Below are 22,582 nucleotides of genomic sequence, written 5' to 3'. Positions count from 1 at the left end.
TCACCAGGGGACTTTCCGTCAGAGATCAGCGGCTGCGCGAGCGGTCACGAAGTAGCCCCAGGCCGAGGCCGACACCCTGACCCGAGCACCGTCCCGCTGCTTGGAGTCCCGTATGAGCACTTCGGGTGAGACAAAGGCAGCCTCAAGGCATTCGGTGGCGTTGCCGCCACTGTAGGACGACTTGAACCAGTCAGGCTCAGGATGATGCGGGGTCTCAGCAGGCATCTACAGCTCCTTGCGTACACGGTGGATAAGGTCGGAGGAAGCCTCCAAGTCCAACGCTTGTGCGCGCAGGTACTCGAACGCAAGTCTGTAACGCTCCAACTCCTCGTCCTTCTCCAAGAAGAGCGACCCGGCGTGGAAGTCGACGTAGACGACGTCGAGAGCGGGTTCGGCCCCGCCGATCATGACGAAGCTTCCCAGAGCAGCAGTGTGAGCGCCCTTGGTGAAGGGGAGCACCTGGAGTGTGGTGTGAGGCGATTCGTTCGCCGCGAGCAGCCGGTCCAACTGCTCCTTCATCGTCTGCGGTGACCCGACGACACGGCGGATGACGGACTCGTCGATGATCGCCCACAGGCGCAGCGGCTCCGGGCGGGCAAGGATCTCTTGCCGCTTCATGCGAATGTCCACGAGTCGTTCGATCTCTTCAGGAGACAGAGGTACCTCGTTGGCCTTCTGGAGGGCGGTGTTGTAGGCGCGCGTCTGAAGGAGGCCGGGAACGTAGACGCAGGAGAAGTGGTTCTCGCGTACAGCCTCATTCTCAAGGGTGAGCAGCAGGTTCATGCTCTCTGGAATGGAGTCGGCGAACGAACTCCACCAGCCCTGCTGCTTGGCGTCCTTGGCCAGCCGTACGACGGCCTCGCGCTCGGCGTCGGTAGCTCCGTACTCCCGGCACAGGGCATCGACCACGATCCACTTCGCCGGCCCTGACTGCGTCTCGTAACGGCTCACCGTGGCCTTGGAGACCCCGACAAGCCGACCGGCCTCCTCCAGGGTCAGCCCCTTGCTGGCACGCAGTTTCCTCAGCATCGCGCCCAGTTGGCGACGACGAGTGGTGGCCCTCACGGTCATACGGACTTCCTTCTGCGTGTGCGCCGGGCGGTCGCTCCGGGCCTGATCAGGCTAGGCAGCCAGGGGGCCGCCCACCATCAGATTCACTCGATGGATTCTCGTGAGAAGTTACATAGCGAGACTTCTCTGTGCCATTCTCCCTTACGAACCGCTACGCAATGCAGCCGGACGGACACGGCGGGCGCAGCATGCGCGTGGCCCGGGAGGGAGGAGTTCGCATGCTTGGCGACAAGGTCAGGGATCACCGGCACCGGTCTGTTCTGCCCTTTACGGCAGTGCCGGCCGAGGTGCGGCTGCTGAGACACGTCACCGCGGGCCAATTGGTCCGGTGGGGCGTGCCCCAAGCCGCAGACGAAGCCGAGCTGGTGGTCACGGAACTGGTCACCAACGTCATCAAGCACGTGGGAGAGGGCACTTCCGCCACGCTGGTCCTGGAGTGGGGCGGTGAGCGGCTGCGCGTAGAAGTCCACGACAAGAGCCATGCTGTGCCGTCCCTGTCAGCGGCCGGCTGCGACGACGAATGCGGGCGCGGTCTGCACCTGCTCGCCGCCGTGACGGCGGACTGGGGCACGGTGCTGACGGCGGCCGGAAAGTCGGTGTGGTGCGAGATCGCGCTCGGGCCTGAGCAGGTATGCCGACGGATGGAACGGGCGGCTGCGGCTCTGCAGAGCTACGGCCCTGGGGGCGACGTGACTCAGGAGGGCCGGCTGCGGGATGCCGCCCTCAAGGAGTCCGCGGTGCAGTTGATCGCCGACTTGCTGCACTGGACGGCCGCGTGCGGTCTTGATCCGGACGATGTGCTGGACCGGGCGCAGATGCACTACGAGGCGGAGGCGGGCGTTGCCGCCTGATGATGGCCGCTGGGCCCGGTGCTCCCGGTGAGACGGCATGGCGCTGCGGTGGCCGTGCCCGCCCTGAAAGGTCAATACCGCACGTTCGCCGACCCGACCGCAGTTACCTAGTAGACCCGGACCCATCTCCGCGGGAGAGCGCTGACCCCGGGTGAGCGGCCGCGGTCCGCAGAAGCGCCTCCGCGTCCGCGGTGGCCTGGTGCTCATGCAGCAGTAGCGCCGCTCGCACCACGTCTTGGTCAGTGCGGTCGCGTGCGTAGATATGCACGAGGTTGTCAGCCAGCTCGGCCTGCTCTCGGGTCCGCAACAGCCGTACCAGCAGCGCCATTTCTAGAGGAGCGCACGCCTCTGCCGTATGCCGCAGCAGCGCGAGGGTGCTGTCCGGCCGGCCGCTGTGGAGCAGCTCTTCAGCCCGGCGGCCGACATCGCGTGCCGCCAAGGCTTCGTTTTTGCTCTGTTGCCGGTCCCCTTGTCGGCGGGGGACCGGCAACAGAGTTGCGGGGTGCTCCGCCACTCGAAACTTTTGCGGGCCGGCTTCACGCGCCGGTGTCGGCTGGGCCGCCTTCAGCCGCCGCACCTCCTGTTTCAGCGCGATGGCGTGCTGGCGGAGTTCCCTGAGCTCTCGTTCCTGTTCTGCTGCCGACCGTTCGAGCTCTTCATGGGTTTCCTTCAGCTCTTCGTGGGTCTTCCGCAGAGCCCGGAGTTTCTGGCCAGCGGCATGTACCGCGTCTCTGCTCCGCGAGCAGTTGGCGCATCGTTCCTGCTCGGCTCTCTCGCGTAGTTCCAGAAGCTTCTCCCTGGTGATACCAAGCTTCTGGCCTCCTCCCGCGTCCCGGCAGGCGGTGTCGTAGATGCGCGCGGCTCCCTTCTCTGGCGGGACCCGCTCACCCTTGAGGTACCGCAACAGCGTGGTTTCGCTGACGTGCAAGTACTTGGCGGCCTGGGCCTGTGTCGGACGGGCTGGCGTCACTCCTTCTGGAGTCGTCACCACGAGATGGCGGCAGATCCCTTGCAGTGCTGCTGCGAGCCGCCGCTTGCCCGGCAGGACGTCCTCGCCGAAGTCCTTCTCAACCCACGCGAACGGGGGGCGACTGCTGCTGCGCTGAGTCAAGGTGACAACCTCCGCATATTCGACATAACCGGCCTTTTCGGCCGCGAGTCGGTGACGCTGTCCGCCATTGTGCCGGAGGGCAACGGGCTGCCGCCTGGCGGTTTTTGCTTCTTCTCTTGCCAGTTGAGGCGCAAGTTGCATCGAGAGGGTTCAAAGCGGTTTCGATGTGCCACGATTTAAGAGTCAGCCGCCAGTGGTGCGGGGGCGGCGAGAGTCACGCTTCTGCGGATGGTGTGTACATGCCATTTCGTGTTTTGTGCGACAGATCGCCTGGAAATTCGTACCGCTTTTCATGGGAGGGGACCCATCATGGCCGAGCCGTCTTGGCAGGAGACCAGTGCCGGAAACCACAAGCTGGGGAGTATGGCGCGTGCCGCTCTCTGGCTGATCCAGGTCGTCGGGGAGGGCGAGATCTTCACCGTGGCCAAGCTGCGCGAGGCGTTCCCGGACGTCGCGCAGATCGACCGGCGCATGCGCGGTCTGCGCGACTACGGCTGGGAGATCAGTACGGCCCGAGAGGACCCGGAGCTGCTTCCCCAGGAGCGCCGGTTCGTGACGCGCGGCAAGGACGTGTGGGTGCCGGGCCAGGCGAAGGGGCCGAGTCACAAGGCCAGCATCACCAACGCCCAGCGGGCGAAGGTGATGCAGGCAGACGGGTACATGTGCCGCACGTGTGGCATCGCGGCCGGCGAGGCGTACGAGGACGGTGTCAGCCAGGCGGTGCTCAACGTCGCCCGGCGGCAGGTGACGCTGGCGGACGGCAGTGTTACCCACCAGCTCGTCACCGAGTGCCAGCGGTGCGGGCGGGGGACCGTGGACCGGGCGGTGCACCTGCCGGAGGTGCTCTCCCGGATCGAGTCGCTGGCGCCCCTTGAGCGGAGCGTGCTGAGCGGCTGGGTGAAGAACGACCAGCGCACGTACAGCTCGCTGGAGGTGCTGTGGGGCATGTACCGCACCCTGCCGGAGGACTCCCGTAAGGCTGTGACCGACGCTCTTGACGGTACGGACGACTGAGACAGGACGGGATGACGATGATGCGCGAGTTTCCGGCCCCGCCGCGGGCGGCCGAGTTCAGCGAGCTGATCAGCAAGAAGGTCGAGGAGGTCAAGACGTCTGGCGGCACCAGGGAGACCGTGACCGTTGACTGGAACGGGCAGCAGGCCCATGTCGAAGTGATCGACCTGCCGCTCAGCAGCCTCTTCTACAACCCCAGCACCCACCGGATCCGGGCTCAGCGCAGCCACGACGCCGAGCGGGACGCGGCGTTGGACAAGGACCCCTGGAGTGCGGAGAGCCAGGACTACCTCGGGTTCCTGCTCAAGGCCGACCCTGAGAACACGAATGTGCGGGACAAGGACTTCGATGTCCTGAAGGACAGCCTTGACCAGTTCGGCCAGAACGACCCCGGGCTGGTGACGCGGCACGGGGTACTGGTCAACGGCAATACCCGGGCCGCCGCGCTTCGCGAACTCGGCGCGCAGTCGATGCGCGTCGGCGTGTTGCCGGCATCGTTCACCTGGGCCGAAATCAACGCCGTGGAGCTGTCCTTGCAGCTTCGCAAGGACCACCGGCGTGACTACTCCTACATCAACCGCCTCATCGCCATGGAGGAGCAGGCGGCGCTGGGCCGTACGCCGGAGCAGATCGCCAAGGACTTCCGGATCCAGGTGCGCACTTACCACCAGGAGCGGTGGATCCTCAGCACGATCCGCGAGCTGAACGAGCGCAGCCGCACCGGCGGCGGCAACGGACTGCGCCTGGTGGACTGGGAGGGCGCGCAGGAGCGGCTCAAGGAGCTCCACCGGCTGTACGTGAAGCTGGAAACGGTGGACCGTGACCAGGCCGAGATCCTGAAGGAACTGCGCCTGGCCGCGATCCTGCTCGACTTCTCCAAGACGGACGTCCGTCACATCAACGAGGACTTCCTGAAGGCGGGGCTGGAGCAGCAGTTGCCGATGGGCGCCACGACGGCCGCACAGCCGCAGTCGGTGTCTATCCCCGGTCTGGGCCTGGAGGTGCCCGCAGCCTCCTCCGCCGTCGCGGAGGCCCGGGCGATGAACGACGAGATCCTCCGCACCGCCGCAGTGGTGAGGAACGAAGCCTCGGACCTCGGTGATGAGCGCAAGGCTGCCGCGCAGGACAACTGGGACAGCGCCAAGAAGGCGTTCGACGAGGCGATTGAGGCGGCGGGCCGCAGTGCCAGGCTGCGCAAGCGCAAGCAGCTTGCCCCGGCCCGGCTGGCCGAGGCCTGCGCGAGCATCGACCAGTGCGTGAGCGACCTGGTGCAGGCACGCACCTCCCGCAGCCTGGACGAGGAGGCGTTCGATGACGCGGTGATCAAGCTGCGGGGGAGCCTGCTGAAGCTCGCGCAGCAGGCCGGCCGTGGGCTGCCGCAGCCCGGAGACGGCGTGTCCTGGCTGCTGGAAGCGGTCTCGGCGGAGGGCTCCCGGTGACCAGCACCACCAGTGAGAAGTCACTCCGTCTCGGGTTCGACGAGACCCGCACCCGTGTGGTTCTGCGGACTACGGAAGCATTCCAGCAGGAACTGGTTCAGCTGGCCGCCCGGTTTCGTACCGGCGGCCAGCTTGGCCCGCTGAGCGCCTCGGTCTCCCTGGACGAGCTGCTCGCGGACCTCGGTCTGCTCGGTACTTGGTCCGACCCCGCCGGTGTGGAGTGGGCGGATGACCTTCGGGACCTGGTCTCCGGGGTAGTCCAGGACGCACACACGGTGCAGCAGCGGCTCACCGGGCGGGTGACGGCCGGCGAGGTCACGCCCGATGACGTGCCCGTGCTTCTCGGCGACACCTGGAAGGGCGAACTCAGCGAATTCCAGCGCCGGGATATCGCGAAACTCCTGTCGCTTCAGCACGGCGCCAACTTCAGCGTGCCCGGCGCCGGCAAGACCCGGGTAGCGCTCGCTGTGTACGCGGCCCAGAAGGCGGCCGGCCGAGTGCGTCGGCTGCTGGTCGTGTGCCCCAAGTCGGCCTACGAGTCCTGGCGCTACGAAACCGCTGAGTGTCTGACCCATCCGCTGCGTATCAACGTGCTGGATGGGTCGCTGGATCAGTGGGCCGAAGTGCTCGTGGTGAACTACGAGCGTCTCGACCGGTCCCTGCCCACGCTGGCCGGCTGGCTCAAGTCGGGCCCGTCCATGATCATCCTGGATGAGGCGCATCGGATGAAGCTGGGTGCGCGCGGTACGTACGGAGCGGCCTGCATGGCGCTGGGACCGCTTGCTGCGAGACGGCTGATTCTGACCGGTACGCCGGCCCCCAACGGGTCACGGGACCTGGAGAACCTCCTGGGCTTCGTCTGGCCAGGGCACGGCCAGCGCACGGTGGTCCAGGCGGTTGCCGGAGGGGATCTCGCGCACGCCAGCTCGGTCCTCCGGCCGTTGTTCACTCGCACGACGAAGCATGAACTCGGCTTGCCGCCCGTGCAGCTGGGTCTGCGCTTCGTCGACATGCCACCGCTGCACGATGAGATCTACACGGCCATTGTGGGCGGCGAAAGCCGAGGCGCCGCGCGCGAGGATCTGAGTTCCCTCGGGAAGACGGCCCTGCGTCTCCTCATGGCTGCCACCAGCCCCGCCCTGCTCCTGGAAGGGGGCAGCCGCTACGAACCACTCGCCTATCAGCTGCCGCCGATGGAGATTCCCCAGGGGACTTCGCTGTACTCGCTCATGCAGAACCTTCCTGACTACGAGCTCTCCCCCAAGTACAAGGAAGCCGTGGCGATCATCGCGGAGAACGCCGCCCAGGGCCGGAAAACGCTGGTCTGGACGACGTTCGTCAGGAGTCTCACCACGCTGGAGCGCATGCTGGAGAAGTACAGCCCGGCTGTTGTCTACGGCGGTACGCCCGACCGCGAGGAGCAGATTCGCCGGTTCAGGGAAGACCCGGCGTGCATGGTGCTCATCTCGAACCCGGCCACTCTGGGTGAGGGAATCAGCCTGCACCACGTCTGCCACGACGCGGTTTACGTGGACCGTGACTTTATGGCGGGGAGGTTCCTCCAGAGCCTGGACCGGATCCACCGTCTCGGGCTCGCTCCCGGCACGGAGACCCGGGTGACGGTGCTGGCAGTGAGGAACTCCGTCGATGAGGTTGTGGCCGCGAGCCTGGAGCGGAAGCTGGAGTTCATGGGGCGCATCCTGGATGACCCCACTGTGCAGCAGCTCGCCGATCTTGAGGAAGAGCCGGCGGTGGCGGCCGGCCTCGCACCGAGTGACATAGAGGCGTTGCTGAGTCACATGGGAGGCCGCTAGCACTGGCCGCGTGCTGCGAGGCCGACGGGACTACCCTCTGCGGTGTGTCCCACGAAGCCGACTGGGAAGCCCCGGAGGGATCCTGGGCCTCCTCCGCAGCACGCCGCCGCAACATGCAGGCGATCCGCAGCCGTGACACGAAGCCGGAAATCGCGATCCGGCGGCTCGTTCACGCCACCGGGCTGCGGTACAGGGTAGCTGCCCGTCCCCTCCCCGATCTTCGTCGGACGGCGGACATGGTATTCCGTTCGGCGAGGGTCGCGGTGTTCATCGACGGCTGCTACTGGCACGGCTGTCCTGAGCACTATGTCTCCCCGAAGACCAATTCCGGCTACTGGTCGGAAAAAGTTGTCCGCAATGTCACGAGAGACCGGGACACCGACGAAAAACTGCGGGAGGCTGGCTGGCTCGTGCTCCGCTTCTGGGAGCACGAGCCCTCAGACGCCTGTGCCGACAAAATCGCTGCGACGGTCTTGGCTCGGCGTGAGAGCGGTCCGGCGAGGGGAGACTGAAATTTCCAGCTGCTGCGGAACATCTTCAACGAGAGTTGCTCCCGCTGTCTCCATCTCATAGTCCCTGGTAAGAACTTCTCTGTATTCAGGGAGAAGAACAGCGGCGATAGAGCGTCCCACTGCCTCGGCCACCGGCGGCGGAAAGGCATTTCCGACCTGACGGTAGCGGGCTGTCTTCCGGCCCTGGAATTTCCACTCTTCAGGGAAACCCTGGATAGTCGCGGCCTGGGCGACGGTGAGCATGGGGCCGGCCGGACGGAACAAGTCCCGTTCCGGGTCACAGCTTTCCGGATCGTTGGCGATGCCCATGCCGTCGACACCGAGTTCCGCCCATGCCCGCTTGGCGCGAGTAGGGCCCAGGTCGGCGCCGCCGTGCTTCCGCGAGCCTCCTACGAGAGTTGGGGCAACGGTCCTGCCTGCCGCCGAGGCGCGGGTGATCTGCCGCTTCCAGTCCTCGAAGACCGTCTTCCCGGTTCGCTCGCCAGGTCGGGCAGGTTCGCCATTCACGTTCTTGTCCCAGAAAGGTTTGCAGCGTGCGAGCATGCTCTTCTCAAGCTTCTCAAACACGGTAATGTCGCTGCCCTTTATGCCTGTCGGCCACTGGAACCCGTGATGTCCCGGCTTTACTGCGTTCCGGTGAATAGCTACCAGAATCGCGCGCGGTCGGAGCTGTGGAACTCCGAAGTTCTTCGCGTCCATGCGACGCCAGACCTTCCGCATGGCCACGTCCTGCGCACTAGGCGACTGGTCCGGATCAATATCCGGAACTAGATAACCAAGGTCGCGCAAAGTATTGAGAATCGAATTCCGATACTCAATGAAGACTTCCGGAGGTTCAAGGATTCCTCTGACATTCTCAATCATCACTGCTTTGGGCCGGAGGGCTTCGATGATCTCAAGTGCTGCCGGGAAAAGGTCCCGTTCGTCGTCCGGGCCGAGTCGGTGCCCAGCCAAGGAGAACGGAGGGCATGGGACTCCACCAGCGAGCAAGTCGAGTTCTCCAGGCTCAAGGCCGAGATTTTTCCGTACCTGGGAGCCGAGGAAGTCCTTGACGTCCATAGGGAGGATTTCTTCGGCTTTATGCCGATTCCAGCCGGGCCAGTCGCTTACGTTGGCTCGCAAGGTGGCGGCGGCGTACGGGTCCCACTCGACCAGAGCGCGGTGATCAAAGCCAGCGTTGTGCAGTCCGACGGCTTGCCCCCCAGCACCCGCGCAGATCTCGATCGAGGTCAGTGGCGAGGTGAACTGCGGTCGCGTCTGGCCGCTGCGGGGCATGGCGGTCTCCTGAAGGTGGTCGTTCCGGGAGAGGCGATGATCACGTGCGAGCCTCTCGACATCAAGAGTCTCGCACTTTTGTGGGATCACTGATGCCTTACACGAGAGGTGAGGCGGTGTGGGCGTGCAGCAGCTTCCGGTGCTCAGCCTGGAATAGGGCGAACCGCCCTATAACTTCCCAGGTGCCGCCACCCAAGCCTCCGTGTCACCGTGATCCCGCCGGGTCCTCGGGAGCGGTACCGGCAGAGCCAGAGCATCCGCCGCTCCGTGACACAGCAGGGGGAAGCATGCGACCGAACACCTTGAAGCGGACGGCCGTCAGCGTCATCGCCGCGGCCGGTATCGCCGCCGGGAGCCTCGCGGGGGCGACCGTCAGTTCCGCCGTCGCCGACACGTCCGCCAAGCAGACGGTGGTGAGCGGCGAGGTCGGCACGCTCGCGACGTACAACTTCGGCCTCAGCACCAACCAGGCCAAGGGGGTCCAGCGCTGCCTGGCGGCGGAGTACGACTACAACGGCGCGATCGACGGGCTGCTCGGCACCAACAGTTGGAAGGCGCTCCAGCGGGCCCTTGCGCAGCACTGGGACTACAACGACGCGATCGACGGGATCCCCGGGCCCAACACGATCAAGGCGTTGCAGCGCCTGCTGAAGGCCAGCTACGGATACACCGGCCAGATCGACGGAATCGCCGGGGACGGCACCAGGGCGGCGTTCGCGAGGTTCGCCGACAGGGCCGTCAGCGTCTGCTGATCCGCGATCGCGCGGTTATGCGGGGCTCAGGCCGGCCGGTGCGGAACTCCACGAGTTCCGCACCGGCCGGCCTGCTGGGTGTCGGGCGGGTGCGGATCTCATCGTTCTGCCGTGGCGTGACACTCCCCGTACGTCCGTCCCGATCCGCACCAGCAGTCAGCTGCCCGCTGCGGCGGCCAGGCCACCGCCCGCCCCCGCGCCCCCAGAGTCGTCGCATACTGCGGCAGCAGCGCCGCGTCCCCCGGGGAGGCGCCCTCCGAGGCCGCGAACGCCTCGTAGGACGGGACCGTGCCCCGCACGACGCCCAGGTTCCGGGTGCCCGAGGACTCCAGTTCCCGCAGCGCCTCCTCTATCGAGGACAGGTGCTGTTCGTAGGTCGGGTACTCGGAGGAGAGGGACGGATAGGCGGCGAGCAGTTCGGTCAGTTCCTCGGCGGGCCAGTGCAGCATGGCGACCGGGAAGGGGCGGGAGAGGGCCTCGCGGAAGGCGCCGAGTTCGGCGCGCAGGCGGGAGATCTCCGCCTCCAGTTCGGCGGGGTTGTCGGAGCCGAGGGACCAGACGCGCTTGGGGTCGTGGAGTTCGTCCAGGGAGACCGGCATGGAGTGCAGGGTGTCGGCGAGGGTGTCCCAGTCGTCGTGCGGCAGGCCCAGCATGCGGCGGACGCGGTGGCGGCCGAAGAGGAGGGGGTGGGTCGGGCGCGGAGGTTCCGGGGCGTCGGTCAGGAGGAGACGGGCGGCCTCGGTGAACGTCTCGTGGGCCGCTTCCAGCTCGTCGTGGGACTCCAGGGACTCCGCGACGATGATCCAGGGGGCCGGGTCGCGCGGGGCGGCCGTGCGGACGCCCTCGATGATGGCCCTGGCCTCGGCCTCGTGGCCGTACTCCCAGAGGTTGGACGCCTTCAGGGCGCGGACCAGGGACGGGTTCTCCAGGGGGCCGGGGGCGGCGAGCAGGCGGTCGTAGAAGGCGGTCGCGGCGGGGCGTTCGCCGGCCAGCTCCAGGTGGGCTGCGGCCCGCAGCAGCAGGGCTTCGGCGTCCTCGGGGTACAGGCCGGCGGTCCGCTCCAGGCGTGCCGCTTCGGCGGTGTGGTCGACGTTCTCGGCAGGCGTGTCGGGGCGCATGGGGGACACCGTACTGCCGTCCGGTGACATGGGGTGAGGAGGCGGTCGAGGTACTGGCGGTTGTGCGGGCGTGGGAGGGGCTTCACTTCCGGGTGCGAGATGTGAAATCGTGAGTCACGACCCAGTAATCATATTTCTCTGTAGTTACAGCGCAGGCGGCGTCCGTCGGAAACCCAGTTCGCGGCTTACCGTGAGTGAAACCTTGCGATGGAGACCGCCCTGAATGGTTGAGGTTCGCCTACGTCACTCTGAACCTGGGGCTCGACCAATCTCTCTCTTCAACGCATCGCACGCTTCTGAGCTGCACAGAAAAAGCGCGTGGAATGCGCTCCTCGTACGTCCGGGAAAGTTCGGCCTGCGCGCCCAGTCTTCGGCCGACCTGAGAAGGGTTCGGAAGAATTCGCTGCGTTCCTCGGGGTACCCGGAGAGGATCTTTTCCGAATCTTCTATAATCAGAAGATAGCGCGTAGCGCTGATCCAGTTCAGGTCGGACAGGCAATCGTACAGGGCATTCCAGTTCCAGCCGAAATAGTCCGGGAGTTTGAAGGTCTCGTAGAACTGGGAGAAAACGCCGTCGACGTCACCCATCTCCCCGCCATGCATCCTGGCGGCGTAGATGGATCCGCTCGGTGGCAGGGCTTGCCGCGCCGGAATAAGTGACTCATCCGGGACCACTTGCAACCAGGGCGGATCATGGTCCCACCAAGGGTTTTTACTCATCGCCCGACCTCCATCACGATATATGTCTGATAGTGAGTGGGAGTATAATACGCAGAACCATCGGATCCGGTGATGATCCGTTCTCCGCCAGGCTCTGGATTCAATGTCGACTGTACAGTTCCCCATTCTGTGTAGCGAACGGGATTTCCGGTGCTGTCAAACTCGGGAAGCTTGTAACCGCCCCCCTTTCCGTTGTTCTCAAATGGACGAGGTATCGATGGCCCCATGAGCTGTGGTCCAGCGCCCTGCGCCTCGACACCGAATTGCCGAAGGTCCTGTAGCACTGCCTTCGATTCCGCAGGCACCGTTGTGGGGATCCAACCCTTAAGTCTGGACGTGTCACCCAGGATCTGCCCCTCCTGACATTGCGGCGCAAGCCCGAGTGCGTCAGTCCAGGTGTGGGGGTTGTGGACGTAGGTGTTGGGGTTGGGCGCCGGCGCGAGGCCGAGGGGGTCGGAAGTTACGTAGCGGGCAGTTTCGGGATCGTAATGCCGGAAGTAGTTGTAGTTGAGCCCGGTCTCCGGGTCGAAGTACTGCCCCGGAAAGCGCAGCGGTGTGTACGCGGTGGCCGTCTGGGCCCAAGTGGTTGTGCCCCAAAGGGTTGTGTGGGAGTGCCAGGCGACCGTGCCCGCCTCGTCGACCAGTTCTGTCGGTGTGCCGATCAGGTCGGTGACGATGGCGTAGAAGCGTTGGTCGATTTCCTCTTGGGACGTGTTGGACGGCGTTCTGTGTTCCGTCTGGGTCAGTGGGCGCAGTCCGTCGTGGTTCCAGGTGAGGGTGGTGGTCGATTCTGGGGTGGACGTGGTTTGTTCGGTGAGGGTGGTGCCGTCCCAGGTGAAGTCCGTTTGGTCCGTGACCGTTGTGCCGTCCGCGGCGAGGCGTTGTTTGGCGATGCGGCGGCCCAGGGGGTCGTAGCGGTAGCGCCAGGTCGTGCCGTCGGGGGTGGTGACGGAGGTGAGGCGGTCTTCCGTGTCCCAGGTGTAGTGCCAGGTGTCCGGTTTGCGGGACAGGCGGGTTTTCTGGCGGAGGGTGATGCGGCCGGCTGCGTCGTGTTCGTAGCGGACGGTGCCCGCGCGGGTGATGCGGGTGCCGGTGTAGGTGCGGTCGCCGGTCGCTTCCTGGCCGGGCATGGTGGTCGGCCAGGTGGCGTGGGTCTGGTTGCCTGCCGGGTCGTAGGCGTAGGACTCGGACCAGTTCGCGGCGTGGACGGCGGTGACGCGGCCGGTGGCGTCCAGGTCGAAGTGGCGGGTGCCGGAGAGCTGGTCGTCGATCGAGGTCAGGTTGCCGTCGGCGCGGTAGGTGTAGGCGCGGTGCTGGAGGGGGGTGCCGGTCGGGCCCGTGAGGGTTTGGTTCGTGAGGCGACCCAGGGGGTCGAAGGTGTTGGTGAGGGACAGCGCCTCGTCCAGGTGGCGGGTCAGTTCGCGGCCGGTGGCGTCGTGGGTGAAGGCGAGAGTGTGGGCGCCGGTGGTCAGGGTGGTGCGGTTGCCCGCCGCGTCGTAGGTCCAGGTGCTGGTCGCGCCGGTGGGGGTGGTGCGGGTGATGCGGCGGCCCAGGGCGTCGTAGGTGTGGGTGAGGGTGCGGCCGTTGACCGTTTCGGCGGTCAGGCGGCCCGCCGCGTCGTGCTGCCGGGTCAGCACCGCGTCGGGGCACACTGCCCGGGTGAGGTGGCCGGTCTCGTCGTACGCGTACGTCGTGATCGTTCCGGCGGCGTCCTTGGTGGTCACCCGGCCCAGTACGTCCCGTTCGAAGCGGATGGTCTGGCCGCTCGCCGTGGTCGTGGTGGTGAGCTGGCCCGCCGGGTCGTGGCCGTAGGTGAGTGTGCGGTTGTCGAAGTCCGTTTCCGTGACCAGGCGGCCGGCCGGGTCGTAGGCGTAGGTCCAGGTCAGGCCCTGTGGGTTGGTGACCTTTGTCAGGCGCAGTTCGGTGTCGTGGTCGAACTCGTGGCGGACGCCGTCCGGGCCGGTGCGGGCGGTGAGCAGGTCGAAGTGGGTGTACTCGTAGCGGGTTACGGCGCCCAGCGCGTCGGTGTGGCTGGTGCGGTTGCCCTCGCCGTCGTAGGTCCAGGACTCCGTGCTGCCGTCCGCGGCGGTACGGCGGGACAGGCGGCCCTCCACGGTCCACTCCAGGCGGGTGACCGCGCCGAGGGGGTCCGTGATGGTCGTCGGGCGGCCGAAGGCGTCGCGTTCGTAGCGAGTGACCGCGCCCAGTGGGTCGGCGATCTCCAGGGGGAGGCCCGCCGGGTCGCAGTGGACGGTGGTCGTGGCGCCGGTCGGGTCGGTGATCGATGACAGGTTGCCGCGGGGATCGTAGGCGTAGTGGGTGGTGGTCCTGGTGGTGTGGTCCGTCAGGGCGGTGCGGTTGCCCCACTCGTCGAAGCGCTGGGTGAAGTGGTTGCCGTCGGGGGTGGATATGGCGACCGGCAGGCCCTGGTCGTCGTAGCCGACGCTGGTGTAGCGGCCGTCGGGGCGGACGGCCATGAGTATCCGGCCCGCCTCGTCGTAGGCGTAGCTCCGGGTGCGGCCCAGCGGGTCGGTGACGGTGACCGGGCGGTCGGCGTGGTCGTAGCTGGTGTGGGTCGTCGCTCCGTCGGGGGCGGTCTCGGCGACCACCTGCAAGGCGTTGTTGACGTGGTAGTGGGTGGTGTGGCCGAGGGAGTCGGTCGCGGTGATCGTGCTCAGGCCGGTCGCCGGGTCGGGGTCGGCGTAGGTGAAGGTGTTGCGCAGGTGGCCGGCGGCGCCCGACTGGGAGACGCAGCGGCCCCGGTCGTCGTAGACGTAGTGGTACGAGGAGTCGTTGGTGTCGGTCCAGGCGGTGATGCGGCCCTGCTCGTCGTTGGTGAAACGAGTCGGGCGGCCGGAGGAGTTCGTCACCGACGCGAGGTGGCCGGCCTCGTCGTAGCCGAAGCGGGCCAGTTCGGCCCTGCCGCCCGGTGCGGTGGGGTCGGTCAGGCGCAGGGCGGTGACGCGGTCGGCGGCGGTGTCGATGGTCAGGTGGTAGCCGGACGAGTGGGTGATCGCGGTGGGGGCGCCCTCGGCGTCGTAGGCGAAGGCGAGCCACTGGCCCGAACGGTCGGTGATCTGTTCCAGCAGGGCGATGCCGTCGCCGTCGCCGCCGGGGGACGCGAAGTACCAGGTGCGGCCGGTCGCGGGGTCGGTGACGGTGTAGTCGCCGTGGGCGTCGACGGTGAGGGGGTGACGGGCGCCGTCCAGCGGGAGGGTGGGAACGCCGGGGGAGGGGTGGGGGTAGGCGAGCAGCGCGCCGTTGTCGCGGACCAGGATCACGCCCTCGGCGTCGATCTCCAGGCGCTGGTCGGCGGTGGAGGCCCAACTCGGGCCGAACCAGCGGCCCGCCCGGTAGGACGACTCGAACTGGCGGGAGAAGACCAGGGGGAAGGTGGCGGGGAGGGTCGCGTCGGTCTGGGGCAGTGCCATGCGGCCGGTGGCCATGTCGACCGGGTCGCCGAACCACTTGCACTTGTACTCCCGGGCGACATCCCTGAGCGCCTGGCCGACGCTTCTGCGGGCCGCGCCGGTCGCCGCGCCCTTGGCGGCGCCGCGCGCGGCACCCCGGGCAGCCCCGCGGGCCACGCCGCCCGCGCCCTTGCCGCCGATCAGGTTCGAGGCGAGGACGCCCGCCGCCTCGCCCGGATCGCTGCCCCAGCCGCTGCCGAGGACGGACTTGGGCAGGCGTTCGGGGTGGGCGGCGGTGCCGACCAGGCCGGCCAGCAGCATGCTGGAGTTCTTCAGCCAGTCGCCGGGGTGGGTGATGTTGTAGGAGTCGAACGGGTTGACGGTGCGGGCGAGTTTGGCCATGTCCGCGCCGCCCTTGAGGAGACCGCCGACGACGTGGACCTGGTTCAGCTGAGTGCCGACGAAGGCGTCGGTGGCGTCGGCGGTCAGACGGTCGGTGAACTCCGGTTTCGGCGGGGCCGTCGCCAGGGCGGCCGCGAGCCGGCGCTGCGCGTCGTGGGCCGCGTCGGTGCGCTGGCGGCGGGCCTCGGTGAGGATCTCCTCGGCCTCCCGCCGGCCCGCCGCTCCCGGGTCGGTGAAGGTGCCCGGCTCGGCCGGTCGCGCGCCCGGGTCGCGGCCCGCCGCCAGGGCCGCGTTGTAGCGTTCGGCGGCCGCGTTGAACACCGACACCCGGGCGTTGTGCGCGTCCACCGCCCGCCGGCTGGCATCCTCGGCGGCGCGGTAGGCGTCGATCGCCGCCTGCGCCTGCTGCTGCGCCCAGCGGACCGTGTCGGCGTACGCCTCCAGCGCGCCCGCCGCGCTCTCGCAGGCGTCGGCGGCGGTCAGCCACTGCTTGGGGTGCATGTCGAACTTCCGGCGGAAGGCGTCCGCGGCCTCGCCCTGCCAGCCATCGCCGTCCAGCGCGCGCATCCCCTGGCCGACCGTCTCGAACGCCCGGCAGAAGTCCCGCAGATGACGGGCCCGCGTCTCCAGCGCCGGCGCGCTGCCGTGCACCAGTTCCTTCGGGTCCTCGCTCTCGCCCAGCGCGCGTTCGGCGACGTCGCCGCCGAGCCGGTTGTCCACTCCCTCGCCGAAGTCGCGCACCCCTTCGGCGAGCCGGTCCGCGCCGACGGCGGCGAGACCGTCGGCCGCCTTGTCCGCGCCCCAGCCGACGGCCTCCCCGACGCCCTCCTTCGCGCCCTCGACGGCGCTCTCCAGACCGTCCCCCACGCCGTTGACCAAGTCGCCCAGGCCGCCCATCAGCGCGTCGCCTCCCCTTCACCGGACGGGCCGCCGCCCCACTGCCAGTCCGTACGCGGGTCGAACGGCGCGTCGAGGGTCACCGGGGAGCTCTCCACGTCCTGCCCGGCCTGCGCCCACGCCTGCCGGGCCGCCTCGTACCCCGCCAGGTCGGACTCCGCGCTGTAGTCCGGGTCCGTGACGTGTGCGAGGGAGTTGTCCTTCAGCGTGTCCGACCAGGAACGCTGCTCGACCTGCTGCTCGGTCAGGTACGGGTTGCCCGCGGCGGCCGTCCACACCCCCTTGAGGGTGTCCGAGACGTACTGCTCCTGCTCGTGGTAGAGCCCCGCGTTGAGCCGCAGCCGTTCCGCGAAACCGTTGGCGTCGCCGATCAGGGAGCGCACGCCCCAGCCCCACCGCTCGCAGAAGTCGGCGAACACCTGGCGCAGCGCCGCGTCTCCCACCTCCAGGCCGGTCAGCTCCAGGTCGTCGAAGCCGCGGCCCAGGCCCGCCTCGATGTCGAAGCCCAGCTCCTTCAGCTCGGCCAGCGCCGCCTCGATCCCCCGGGTGATCTGCTCCAGAGCCTCGGGATCGACCTGGTAACCACCGCCGCTCACGTGTCCGGCCCGTCTGTGTTCAGGGGTGCGGTGGGCGGGGCGACGATGCCTCGGGGCGGTGGCGGTGCGGTGTCTGCCGGGTTGTCCGTGTTCAGGGGTGCGGTGGGCGGGGCGACGATGCCTCGGGGCGGTGGCGGTGCGGTGCGTGCCGGGTTGTCCGTGTTCAGGGGTGCGGTGGGCGGGGCGACGATGCCTCGGGGCGGTGGCGGTGCGGTGTCTGCCGGGCTGTCCGTGTCCAGCGCCGCGGCGGCGGGAACGACGCCCCGGACCGGCGGCAGCACCATGCCCGCCGGACTGCCCGCGTCCACGGCGATGCCCACCGGGCCGCCCGCCTCGGCCACCGCCGGGACCACCTGGTCCAGCAGACGCGCCCCGTGCACCGGCACCTCCTCGAGCCCGGTCGCACCCCGCGCCCGGGCGAACCGCCGCAACGCCGCCGCGTCGGTGAAGGCGAACAGCCAGCGGACACCGCCCGCCTCGGCCGCCAGCACCGAGCCGTCCGCCACCGGCACCAGCACCTCGCTGCGCCGGAACTCCCCGACCAGCGACCGCGGATCACCCTCTCCGGTCGCCGCCAGGTCCGCCAGCCGCAGCCGCAGCAGTGAGGCGTCGGTCCCCATCGAGTCCTCCGTCGCATACTTCGCCGATCATCGCGCACGTGCGCGAACAGGCTATGCGGCGCCCGCGATTTGGCCCACGCCTTTCGGACCCGGCCGTGTCGAGGCGGATGCGGTATAACCGGAGGAGCGCGGCGAACAGCCGTGCGGGGGAGCGGACATGGGGAGGTGGGCGTCGGTGGAACGTGCCGGTGGCCGTCTTCGGCCCGTTGTCCTGCTGGTAGTCGCGGTGCTGTTGCAGTTCGCCGTGGTCGACGCCGGGAGTCTCTCCGTCGCCGTCGCGCTCGCCGCCACCGCCGCGGCCGGGTCCGCGCTCGCCGTCTGTGCCCTGGTCGCCGCGCGCTGCGCGCCCGCCGTGCCGCCCACCCGGGTCCGTACGGCCATCCGCGACCGCGACCGGCGGACGGCCTTCCTGCCGCAACGCGATCCCGACGCCGCCGGGCGGCCCAGGCCCCGAGCACCCGGCCGCGCCCTCCCGGCGACCGCCGCGTAGGTCACACCTCTCCTTCACCCGGTGTACTTCCGCCCACCGGGCCCACGCGCACCCGGCGTGCGCCCGCTCACCGTTTCCCGTGACCCCGCCCGGTCCGCCGGTCCCGCCGTTCCTCTCACCCGGTTCACCCGGTTCACCCGGTACGTCGAGACCCCCGGAGGGCTCCCCGCCATGTCCGTTTTCGCCACCCTGGTCGACGGCCTCGCCACCTTGGTCGACGGCCTCGCCGACCTGCTCCGGCCGCTGTTCGGCGCCGGTGCCGCGGCCGCCGCCGTCGTGCTGTTCACCGCGCTGGTACGGCTCCTGGTCCATCCGCTGTCCCGGGCCGCCGCCCGCGGCCGGCGGGCGCGCACCGCGCTGCGGCCGAGGATCGCCGAACTGCGCCGCGAGCACGCCCGCGACCCCGAGCGGCTCCAGCGGGCCGTGCTCGAACTGCACGCCGAGCAGCAGGTGTCCCCGCTGTCGGGCTGCCTGCCCAGCCTCTGCCAACTGCCCGCCTTCTTTCTCCTCTACCACCTCTTCTCCAGCACCTCCATCGGCGGCGAGCCCAACACCCTGCTCGGCCGCCACCTGTTCGCCGCCCCGCTCGGCGGGAACTGGAGCGACGCGCTCGCGGCCGGCGGACCGGCCGGCGGTGCCGGGCTGGTCTACGCCGGACTGTTCGCGCTCGTCGCCGCCGTGGCCGCGTTCGGCTACCGGCAGAGCAGGCGGGCGACGGCCGAGCAGGCACCCGAGTTGCAGGCCGGTCCGGCGGCGCTCACCAAGGTGCTGCCGTTCATGTCCTTCGGCACCCTGATCACGGTGGCCGTCGTGCCGCTCGCCGCCGCGCTCTACGTCGCCACCAGCACCGCCTGGAGCGCCGTCGAACGCGCCGTCCTGTACCGCTGAGCCGTCGAGGGGTCTTGCGGAGCCGGAGCTGACCTTGGAGGATCGACCAGTCCTCCGATGGATCAAGGCCCGCCGCACCCGGGCCGCTCATCGGCGGGCGGCCCGCGACCGAGGGAGAGAGAACATGAAGCTGCTGCGAGTCGGTACGGCCGGGGCGGAGCGGCCCGCGCTGCTCGACGCCGACGGCACCCTGCGCGACCTGTCGGGCGTGGTGCCGGACGTCGACGGGACGCTGCTCGCCGACCCGGCGGCGCTGGCCCGGGTACGGGCCGCCGCCGACACCGGCGAACTGCCGGTACTGGACGGGACGGGGCTGCGTATCGGGCCGCCGCTGGGCCGGATCGGCAAGGTCGTGTGCATCGGGCTCAACTACCACGACCACGCCCGCGAGACCGGGGCCGAGCCGCCCGCCGAACCCGTCGTCTTCCTCAAGGCGGCGGACACGGTGGTCGGGCCGCACGACACCGTGCTCGTGCCGCGCGGGTCCGGCAAGACCGACTGGGAGGTGGAGCTGGCGGTGGTGATCGGGCGCACCGCCCGCTACCTGGAGTCCGGCCAGGAGGCGCTGGCCTGCGTCGCGGGATACGCGGTCGCGCACGACGTGTCCGAGCGGGAGTTCCAGATCGAGCGCGGCGGGACCTGGGACAAGGGCAAGAACTGCGAGACGTTCAACCCGCTGGGACCCTGGCTGGTGACGACGGACGAGGTGCCCGACCCGCAGGACCTGCGGCTGCGGCTGTGGGTCAACGGGGAGCTGAAGCAGGACGGGACGACCGCCGAGCAGATCTTCCCGGTGGCGGAGGTCGTGCGGTACCTCAGCCACTTCATGACGCTGTATCCCGGTGACATCATCAACACCGGCACCCCGGCGGGGGTGGCGATGGGGCGCCCCGAGCCCAAGCCGTATCTGCGGGCCGGGGACGTGGTCGAGCTGGAGATCGACGGACTGGGGCGGCAGCGGCAGCAGCTGAAGGACGCGTAGGGCTGCCGCCGGGAGGGGAACTGCGGTGCGTTGTCGGCTGCGGGCCCGGTCGTGGCTGGTCGCGCCCCCGCGGCGGAGCCGCACATGTCACAGCGCCGCGCCCCTTTCGGGGCGCCTTCCTTACGCCAGTACGGCGGCCAGGCGGCGCCAGCCCGCAGTGGGCAGCGGGGCGTCCGGGCCGGCGTCCTCCACCAGCTGGAGGGCGACATGGTCGGCGCCCGCCGCGTGGAACTCCGTGACGCGGCGCCGGATCGTGTCCTCGTCGCCCCAGGCGAACACCGCGTCGATCAGCTTGTCGCTGCCGCCGTCCGCGACATCGGCGTCGGTGAAGCCGAGCCGCAGGAAGTTCTGGGTGTAGTTGGGCAGCCGCAGATACATGGCGAGGTAGCCGCGGGCGGTCGCGCGGGCCCGGGCCGGGTCGGCGTCCAGGACCACCTTGAACTCCGGGGCCAGCAGCGGACCGGCGCCGAGGAGTTCCCGGGCCCGCGCGGTGTGCTCGGGGGTGACCAGGTACGGGATCGCGCCCGCCGCCCGGTCCCGGGACAGCTCCAGCATCTTCGGACCGAGCGCCGCCAGCACCCGGCGGTGGGCCGGCGCCCCGGCCCGGTCCAGCGCGTCGAGGTAGCCGACCATCGCCGAGTACGGCCGCGTATACCCCTTCACCATCGGGCCGTGGCTGACGCCCAGGCCGAGCAGGAAACGGCCCGGGTGGGCCACCTCCAACTCGGCGAACCGGGCGGCGGCCGCGGCCGCCTCGTGCTCCCAGACGCTCTGGATGCTGGTGCCGACGACGATCCGCGAGGTCGCCTCGATCAGCGGGGCGGCGTGGTCGGCGAAGCTGTTGCCGCCCAGCCACAGGGCGCCGAAGCCCAGCTCCTCCAGCTCCGCGGCGGCCTCGGCCCGCGCGCCGCGCCCCGCGGGGTCCTCGGCGCGCAGGGCCGGACTCCAGACGCCGTACCGTCCGACGGACTGCTTCAGGGCTGCCGTGCTGTCGTTCATGGGGCTCCGATCCCTCCGGTGGGCGTGGTGATCACCAACCCGACGGGTCCCCGGATCATTCCCCGAGGAACCGCTCCAGCGCCTCCACCACCAGTCGGTGGTCCGCCAACTGCGGCAGCCCGGAGACGGTCACCGCGCCGACCACGCCGACCCCCGCCACCGTGACCGGGAAGGAACCGCCGTGCGCCGCGTAGCGGTCCGGGTCCAGCCGGGAGGACTCCTCGAACGTCGTGCCCTTGGCCCGGAACCGCGCGCCGACCAGGTACGAGGCCGAGCCGTACCGCTCCACCACCCGGCGCTTGCGGGCGATCCAGGCGTCGTTGTCGGGCGTGGCGCCGGGCAGGGCCGCGTGGAAGAGCTGCTGGCCGCACCGGTGGATGTCGACGGCGACCGGGGCCTGCCGCTCGCGGGCCAGCTCCACCAGCAGCGAACCCAGCGCCCACGCGTCCTCATGGGTGAAGGAACGGAAGACCAGCCGCCGCTCCTGCGCCTCCAACTCAGCTACTGACGGGGTCAGTTCGGGCGTTGTCACAGCGCCACCACCGCTCCGTCGCGGGCCGACCGGCGGGCCGCCTCCAGTACGTCCAGGGCCTCCGCCGCCTCCCGGGCGGCCACCGGGTTCGGGCCGCCGCGCAGCAGGGCCTCGGCCACCGCCGCGTAGTAGGCGGGATAGTCGCCGGGCAGCGTCGGCTCGACGCGGCCGCCGCCGGTCCGCGGGGACTCCCCGGCCCCGACCCGGCCCCACAGCGACTCGTCCTCCTCGCCCCAGCCGCGGCCCGGCCGCTTGCCCTCGCGCAGCGCCGCCTCCTGCGGGTCCAGGCCGTACTTGACGTACCCGGCCTGCGACCCGAGCACCCGGAAGCGGGGGCCGAGCTGGGCGGCGGTGGCGGAGACGTACAGGTGGGAGCGGACCCCGTTCGCGTGGGTGAGCGCCAGGAACGTGTCGTCGTCGGCCGCCGCGCCCGCGCGCCGCACCAGCGACTCGGCGTAGACGTGGGTGACCGGGCCGAACAGGACCAGCGCCTGGTCGACGACGTGGCTGCCGAGGTCGTACAGCAGACCTCCGATCTCTGCCGGGTCGCCGGACTCCCGCCAGCCGCCCTTGGGCTGCGGCCGCCAGCGTTCGAACCGGGACTCGAAGCGCCATACGTCGCCCAGGGCGCCGTCGGCGAGCAGCTTGCGAAGGGTCAGGAAGTCGTTGTCCCAGCGGCGGTTCTGGAAGACGGAGAGCAGCAGGCCGCGCTCCTCGGCCAGCGCGGCCAGCTCGCGCGCCTCGGCCGCCGTACCGGCCAGCGGCTTGTCCACCACGACCGGCAGCCCCGCCCGGAGCGCCTTGGTCGCCAGCGGGACGTGCGTCTTGTTGGGGGAGGCGAGGACGACCAGGTCCAGTTCGGCGGCGCGGGCCAGCAGCTCGCCCGGGGAACCGGCGATCCGCACGTCGGGGAACTCGGCGCGGGCCTGCCGCTGCCGCTCCGGGCTGGACGTGGCCACCGTGTCCAGGACGAGTCCCCCGGTGGCGGCGATCAGCGGGGCGTGGAAGACGGAACCCGCGAGGCCGTAGCCGACGAGGCCGACGCGGAGGGGAGGAGTACCAGTCATGCGTCCACTTTGGCAACCGTGT

General features: G+C 69.4%; 21 protein-coding genes. 9 read left to right on the top strand and 12 right to left on the bottom strand.

The genetic code is table 11. The features are described from left to right. Positions 1-18 precede the first annotated feature (18 nt). On the bottom strand, positions 19-225 hold the full coding sequence (locus AB0G32_RS07580) for a DUF397 domain-containing protein (RefSeq protein ID WP_361159558.1): 207 nt from the start codon (positions 223-225) through the stop codon (positions 19-21). After that, positions 226-1,071: a helix-turn-helix transcriptional regulator gene (locus AB0G32_RS07575; protein WP_361159555.1), complete on the bottom strand. Its 846-nt coding sequence runs from the start codon at positions 1,069-1,071 to the stop codon at positions 226-228. Between the two features lie 218 nt (positions 1,072-1,289). Between AB0G32_RS07575 and AB0G32_RS07570 the strand changes: the two genes are divergently transcribed. Further along, positions 1,290-1,922 carry an ATP-binding protein gene (locus tag AB0G32_RS07570; RefSeq protein WP_361159553.1) on the top strand — a complete coding sequence of 211 codons (633 nt, stop codon included), beginning with the start codon at positions 1,290-1,292 and terminating at the stop codon, positions 1,920-1,922. Between the two features lie 103 nt (positions 1,923-2,025). Here AB0G32_RS07570 and AB0G32_RS07565 read toward each other — a convergent pair whose 3' ends face one another. Beyond that, positions 2,026-3,033 carry a hypothetical protein gene (locus AB0G32_RS07565; protein ID WP_361159550.1) on the bottom strand — a complete coding sequence of 336 codons (1,008 nt, stop codon included), beginning with the start codon at positions 3,031-3,033 and terminating at the stop codon, positions 2,026-2,028. A gap of 309 nt (positions 3,034-3,342) precedes the next feature. On the opposite strand from AB0G32_RS07565, the gene AB0G32_RS07560 reads away from it, so the two are divergent. From AB0G32_RS07560 to AB0G32_RS07545, 4 genes are read left to right on the top strand one after another with little or no spacing between them, the layout of a single operon-like run. After that, positions 3,343-4,047 carry a hypothetical protein gene (locus tag AB0G32_RS07560; protein WP_361159547.1) on the top strand — a complete coding sequence of 235 codons (705 nt, stop codon included), beginning with the start codon at positions 3,343-3,345 and terminating at the stop codon, positions 4,045-4,047. 11 nt (positions 4,048-4,058) lie between these two features. Next, positions 4,059-5,486: a hypothetical protein gene (locus AB0G32_RS07555; protein ID WP_361159544.1), complete on the top strand. Its 1,428-nt coding sequence runs from the start codon at positions 4,059-4,061 to the stop codon at positions 5,484-5,486. Next, positions 5,483-7,300: a DEAD/DEAH box helicase gene (locus AB0G32_RS07550; protein ID WP_361159541.1), complete on the top strand. Its 1,818-nt coding sequence runs from the start codon at positions 5,483-5,485 to the stop codon at positions 7,298-7,300. The genes AB0G32_RS07555 and AB0G32_RS07550 overlap by 4 nt, the downstream gene beginning before the upstream one ends. Before the next feature lie 44 nt (positions 7,301-7,344). Further along, positions 7,345-7,812: a very short patch repair endonuclease gene (locus AB0G32_RS07545; RefSeq protein ID WP_361159538.1), complete on the top strand. Its 468-nt coding sequence runs from the start codon at positions 7,345-7,347 to the stop codon at positions 7,810-7,812. Here the strand turns inward: AB0G32_RS07545 and dcm are convergent. Continuing rightward, positions 7,738-9,087 carry a DNA (cytosine-5-)-methyltransferase gene (gene dcm / locus AB0G32_RS07540; protein ID WP_361159535.1) on the bottom strand — a complete coding sequence of 450 codons (1,350 nt, stop codon included), beginning with the start codon at positions 9,085-9,087 and terminating at the stop codon, positions 7,738-7,740. The genes AB0G32_RS07545 and dcm overlap by 75 nt on opposite strands. Before the next feature lie 287 nt (positions 9,088-9,374). Between dcm and AB0G32_RS07535 the strand changes: the two genes are divergently transcribed. Further along, on the top strand, positions 9,375-9,839 hold the full coding sequence (locus AB0G32_RS07535; protein WP_361159532.1) for a peptidoglycan-binding domain-containing protein: 465 nt from the start codon (positions 9,375-9,377) through the stop codon (positions 9,837-9,839). 98 nt (positions 9,840-9,937) lie between these two features. Here the strand turns inward: AB0G32_RS07535 and AB0G32_RS07530 are convergent, their stop codons facing one another. The 5 genes from AB0G32_RS07530 to AB0G32_RS07510 form a co-directional block, all read right to left on the bottom strand. Further along, positions 9,938-10,957, bottom strand: coding sequence for an SEC-C metal-binding domain-containing protein (locus AB0G32_RS07530; protein ID WP_361159530.1), 1,020 nt, complete (start codon positions 10,955-10,957; stop codon positions 9,938-9,940). A gap of 243 nt (positions 10,958-11,200) precedes the next feature. Continuing rightward, a complete protein-coding gene (locus AB0G32_RS07525; protein WP_361159527.1) occupies positions 11,201-11,677 on the bottom strand; it encodes a barstar family protein in 477 nt (158 codons plus the stop codon). Continuing rightward, the gene (locus AB0G32_RS07520; RefSeq protein ID WP_361159524.1) at positions 11,674-16,386 is read right to left on the bottom strand and encodes a putative T7SS-secreted protein; all 4,713 of its coding nucleotides are present in this window, start codon (positions 16,384-16,386) and stop codon (positions 11,674-11,676) included. The genes AB0G32_RS07525 and AB0G32_RS07520 overlap by 4 nt, the downstream gene beginning before the upstream one ends. Beyond that, positions 16,386-16,982, bottom strand: coding sequence for a hypothetical protein (locus tag AB0G32_RS07515; protein WP_361159521.1), 597 nt, complete (start codon positions 16,980-16,982; stop codon positions 16,386-16,388). Before AB0G32_RS07515 ends, AB0G32_RS07520 begins: the two co-directional genes overlap by 1 nt. Further along, a complete protein-coding gene (locus tag AB0G32_RS07510) occupies positions 16,979-17,602 on the bottom strand; it encodes an SseB family protein (RefSeq protein WP_361159518.1) in 624 nt (207 codons plus the stop codon). The genes AB0G32_RS07515 and AB0G32_RS07510 overlap by 4 nt, the downstream gene beginning before the upstream one ends. Positions 17,603-17,777: 175 nt before the next feature. Here AB0G32_RS07510 and AB0G32_RS07505 point away from each other — a divergent pair, with 175 nt between their 5' ends. The 3 genes from AB0G32_RS07505 (at position 17,778) to AB0G32_RS07495 (ending at position 19,962) form a co-directional block, all read left to right on the top strand. Then, a complete protein-coding gene (locus AB0G32_RS07505) occupies positions 17,778-18,092 on the top strand; it encodes a DUF6412 domain-containing protein (protein WP_361159516.1) in 315 nt (104 codons plus the stop codon). Positions 18,093-18,263: 171 nt separating this feature from the next. After that, the gene (yidC, locus tag AB0G32_RS07500) at positions 18,264-18,980 is read left to right on the top strand and encodes a membrane protein insertase YidC (protein ID WP_361159513.1); all 717 of its coding nucleotides are present in this window, start codon (positions 18,264-18,266) and stop codon (positions 18,978-18,980) included. Between the two features lie 124 nt (positions 18,981-19,104). Beyond that, a complete protein-coding gene (locus AB0G32_RS07495) occupies positions 19,105-19,962 on the top strand; it encodes a fumarylacetoacetate hydrolase family protein (RefSeq protein WP_361159510.1) in 858 nt (285 codons plus the stop codon). A gap of 120 nt (positions 19,963-20,082) precedes the next feature. Here AB0G32_RS07495 and AB0G32_RS07490 read toward each other — a convergent pair whose 3' ends face one another. Genes AB0G32_RS07490 through AB0G32_RS07480 form a run of 3 tightly spaced genes read right to left on the bottom strand, consistent with a single transcriptional unit; the run spans position 20,083 to position 22,560 of the window. After that, positions 20,083-20,961: an LLM class F420-dependent oxidoreductase gene (locus tag AB0G32_RS07490; protein ID WP_361159508.1), complete on the bottom strand. Its 879-nt coding sequence runs from the start codon at positions 20,959-20,961 to the stop codon at positions 20,083-20,085. Positions 20,962-21,016: 55 nt separating this feature from the next. Continuing rightward, positions 21,017-21,493, bottom strand: coding sequence for a heme-degrading domain-containing protein (locus AB0G32_RS07485; RefSeq protein ID WP_361159506.1), 477 nt, complete (start codon positions 21,491-21,493; stop codon positions 21,017-21,019). Further along, positions 21,490-22,560 carry a Gfo/Idh/MocA family oxidoreductase gene (locus AB0G32_RS07480; RefSeq protein WP_361159503.1) on the bottom strand — a complete coding sequence of 357 codons (1,071 nt, stop codon included), beginning with the start codon at positions 22,558-22,560 and terminating at the stop codon, positions 21,490-21,492. Before AB0G32_RS07480 ends, AB0G32_RS07485 begins: the two co-directional genes overlap by 4 nt. Positions 22,561-22,582 lie beyond the last annotated feature (22 nt).

Source organism: Streptomyces sp. NPDC023723 (assembly GCF_040639815.1).
GTDB lineage: Bacteria > Actinomycetota > Actinomycetes > Streptomycetales > Streptomycetaceae > Streptomyces.
Note: the sequence above shows the minus strand (reverse complement) of the source record. Positions and strands in the feature narration are given on the sequence as shown.

Bases quoted from the DNA above. Each gene is read 5' to 3' on its own strand.
- AB0G32_RS07580 (WP_361159558.1), bottom strand. From the start codon at position 225: ATGCCTGCTGAGACCCCGCATCATCCTGAGCCTGACTGGTTCAAGTCG.
- AB0G32_RS07575 (WP_361159555.1), bottom strand. From the start codon at position 1,071: ATGACCGTGAGGGCCACCACTCGTCGTCGCCAACTGGGCGCGATGCTG.
- AB0G32_RS07570 (WP_361159553.1), top strand. From the start codon at position 1,290: ATGCTTGGCGACAAGGTCAGGGATCACCGGCACCGGTCTGTTCTGCCC.
- AB0G32_RS07560 (WP_361159547.1), top strand. From the start codon at position 3,343: ATGGCCGAGCCGTCTTGGCAGGAGACCAGTGCCGGAAACCACAAGCTG.
- AB0G32_RS07555 (WP_361159544.1), top strand. From the start codon at position 4,059: ATGACGATGATGCGCGAGTTTCCGGCCCCGCCGCGGGCGGCCGAGTTC.
- dcm (WP_361159535.1), bottom strand. From the start codon at position 9,087: ATGCCCCGCAGCGGCCAGACGCGACCGCAGTTCACCTCGCCACTGACC.
- AB0G32_RS07535 (WP_361159532.1), top strand. From the start codon at position 9,375: ATGCGACCGAACACCTTGAAGCGGACGGCCGTCAGCGTCATCGCCGCG.
- AB0G32_RS07530 (WP_361159530.1), bottom strand. From the start codon at position 10,957: ATGCGCCCCGACACGCCTGCCGAGAACGTCGACCACACCGCCGAAGCG.
- AB0G32_RS07525 (WP_361159527.1), bottom strand. From the start codon at position 11,677: ATGAGTAAAAACCCTTGGTGGGACCATGATCCGCCCTGGTTGCAAGTG.
- AB0G32_RS07520 (WP_361159524.1), bottom strand. From the start codon at position 16,386: ATGGGCGGCCTGGGCGACTTGGTCAACGGCGTGGGGGACGGTCTGGAG.
- AB0G32_RS07510 (WP_361159518.1), bottom strand. From the start codon at position 17,602: ATGGGGACCGACGCCTCACTGCTGCGGCTGCGGCTGGCGGACCTGGCG.
- yidC (WP_361159513.1), top strand. From the start codon at position 18,264: ATGTCCGTTTTCGCCACCCTGGTCGACGGCCTCGCCACCTTGGTCGAC.
- AB0G32_RS07495 (WP_361159510.1), top strand. From the start codon at position 19,105: ATGAAGCTGCTGCGAGTCGGTACGGCCGGGGCGGAGCGGCCCGCGCTG.
- AB0G32_RS07490 (WP_361159508.1), bottom strand. From the start codon at position 20,961: ATGAACGACAGCACGGCAGCCCTGAAGCAGTCCGTCGGACGGTACGGC.
- AB0G32_RS07480 (WP_361159503.1), bottom strand. From the start codon at position 22,560: ATGACTGGTACTCCTCCCCTCCGCGTCGGCCTCGTCGGCTACGGCCTC.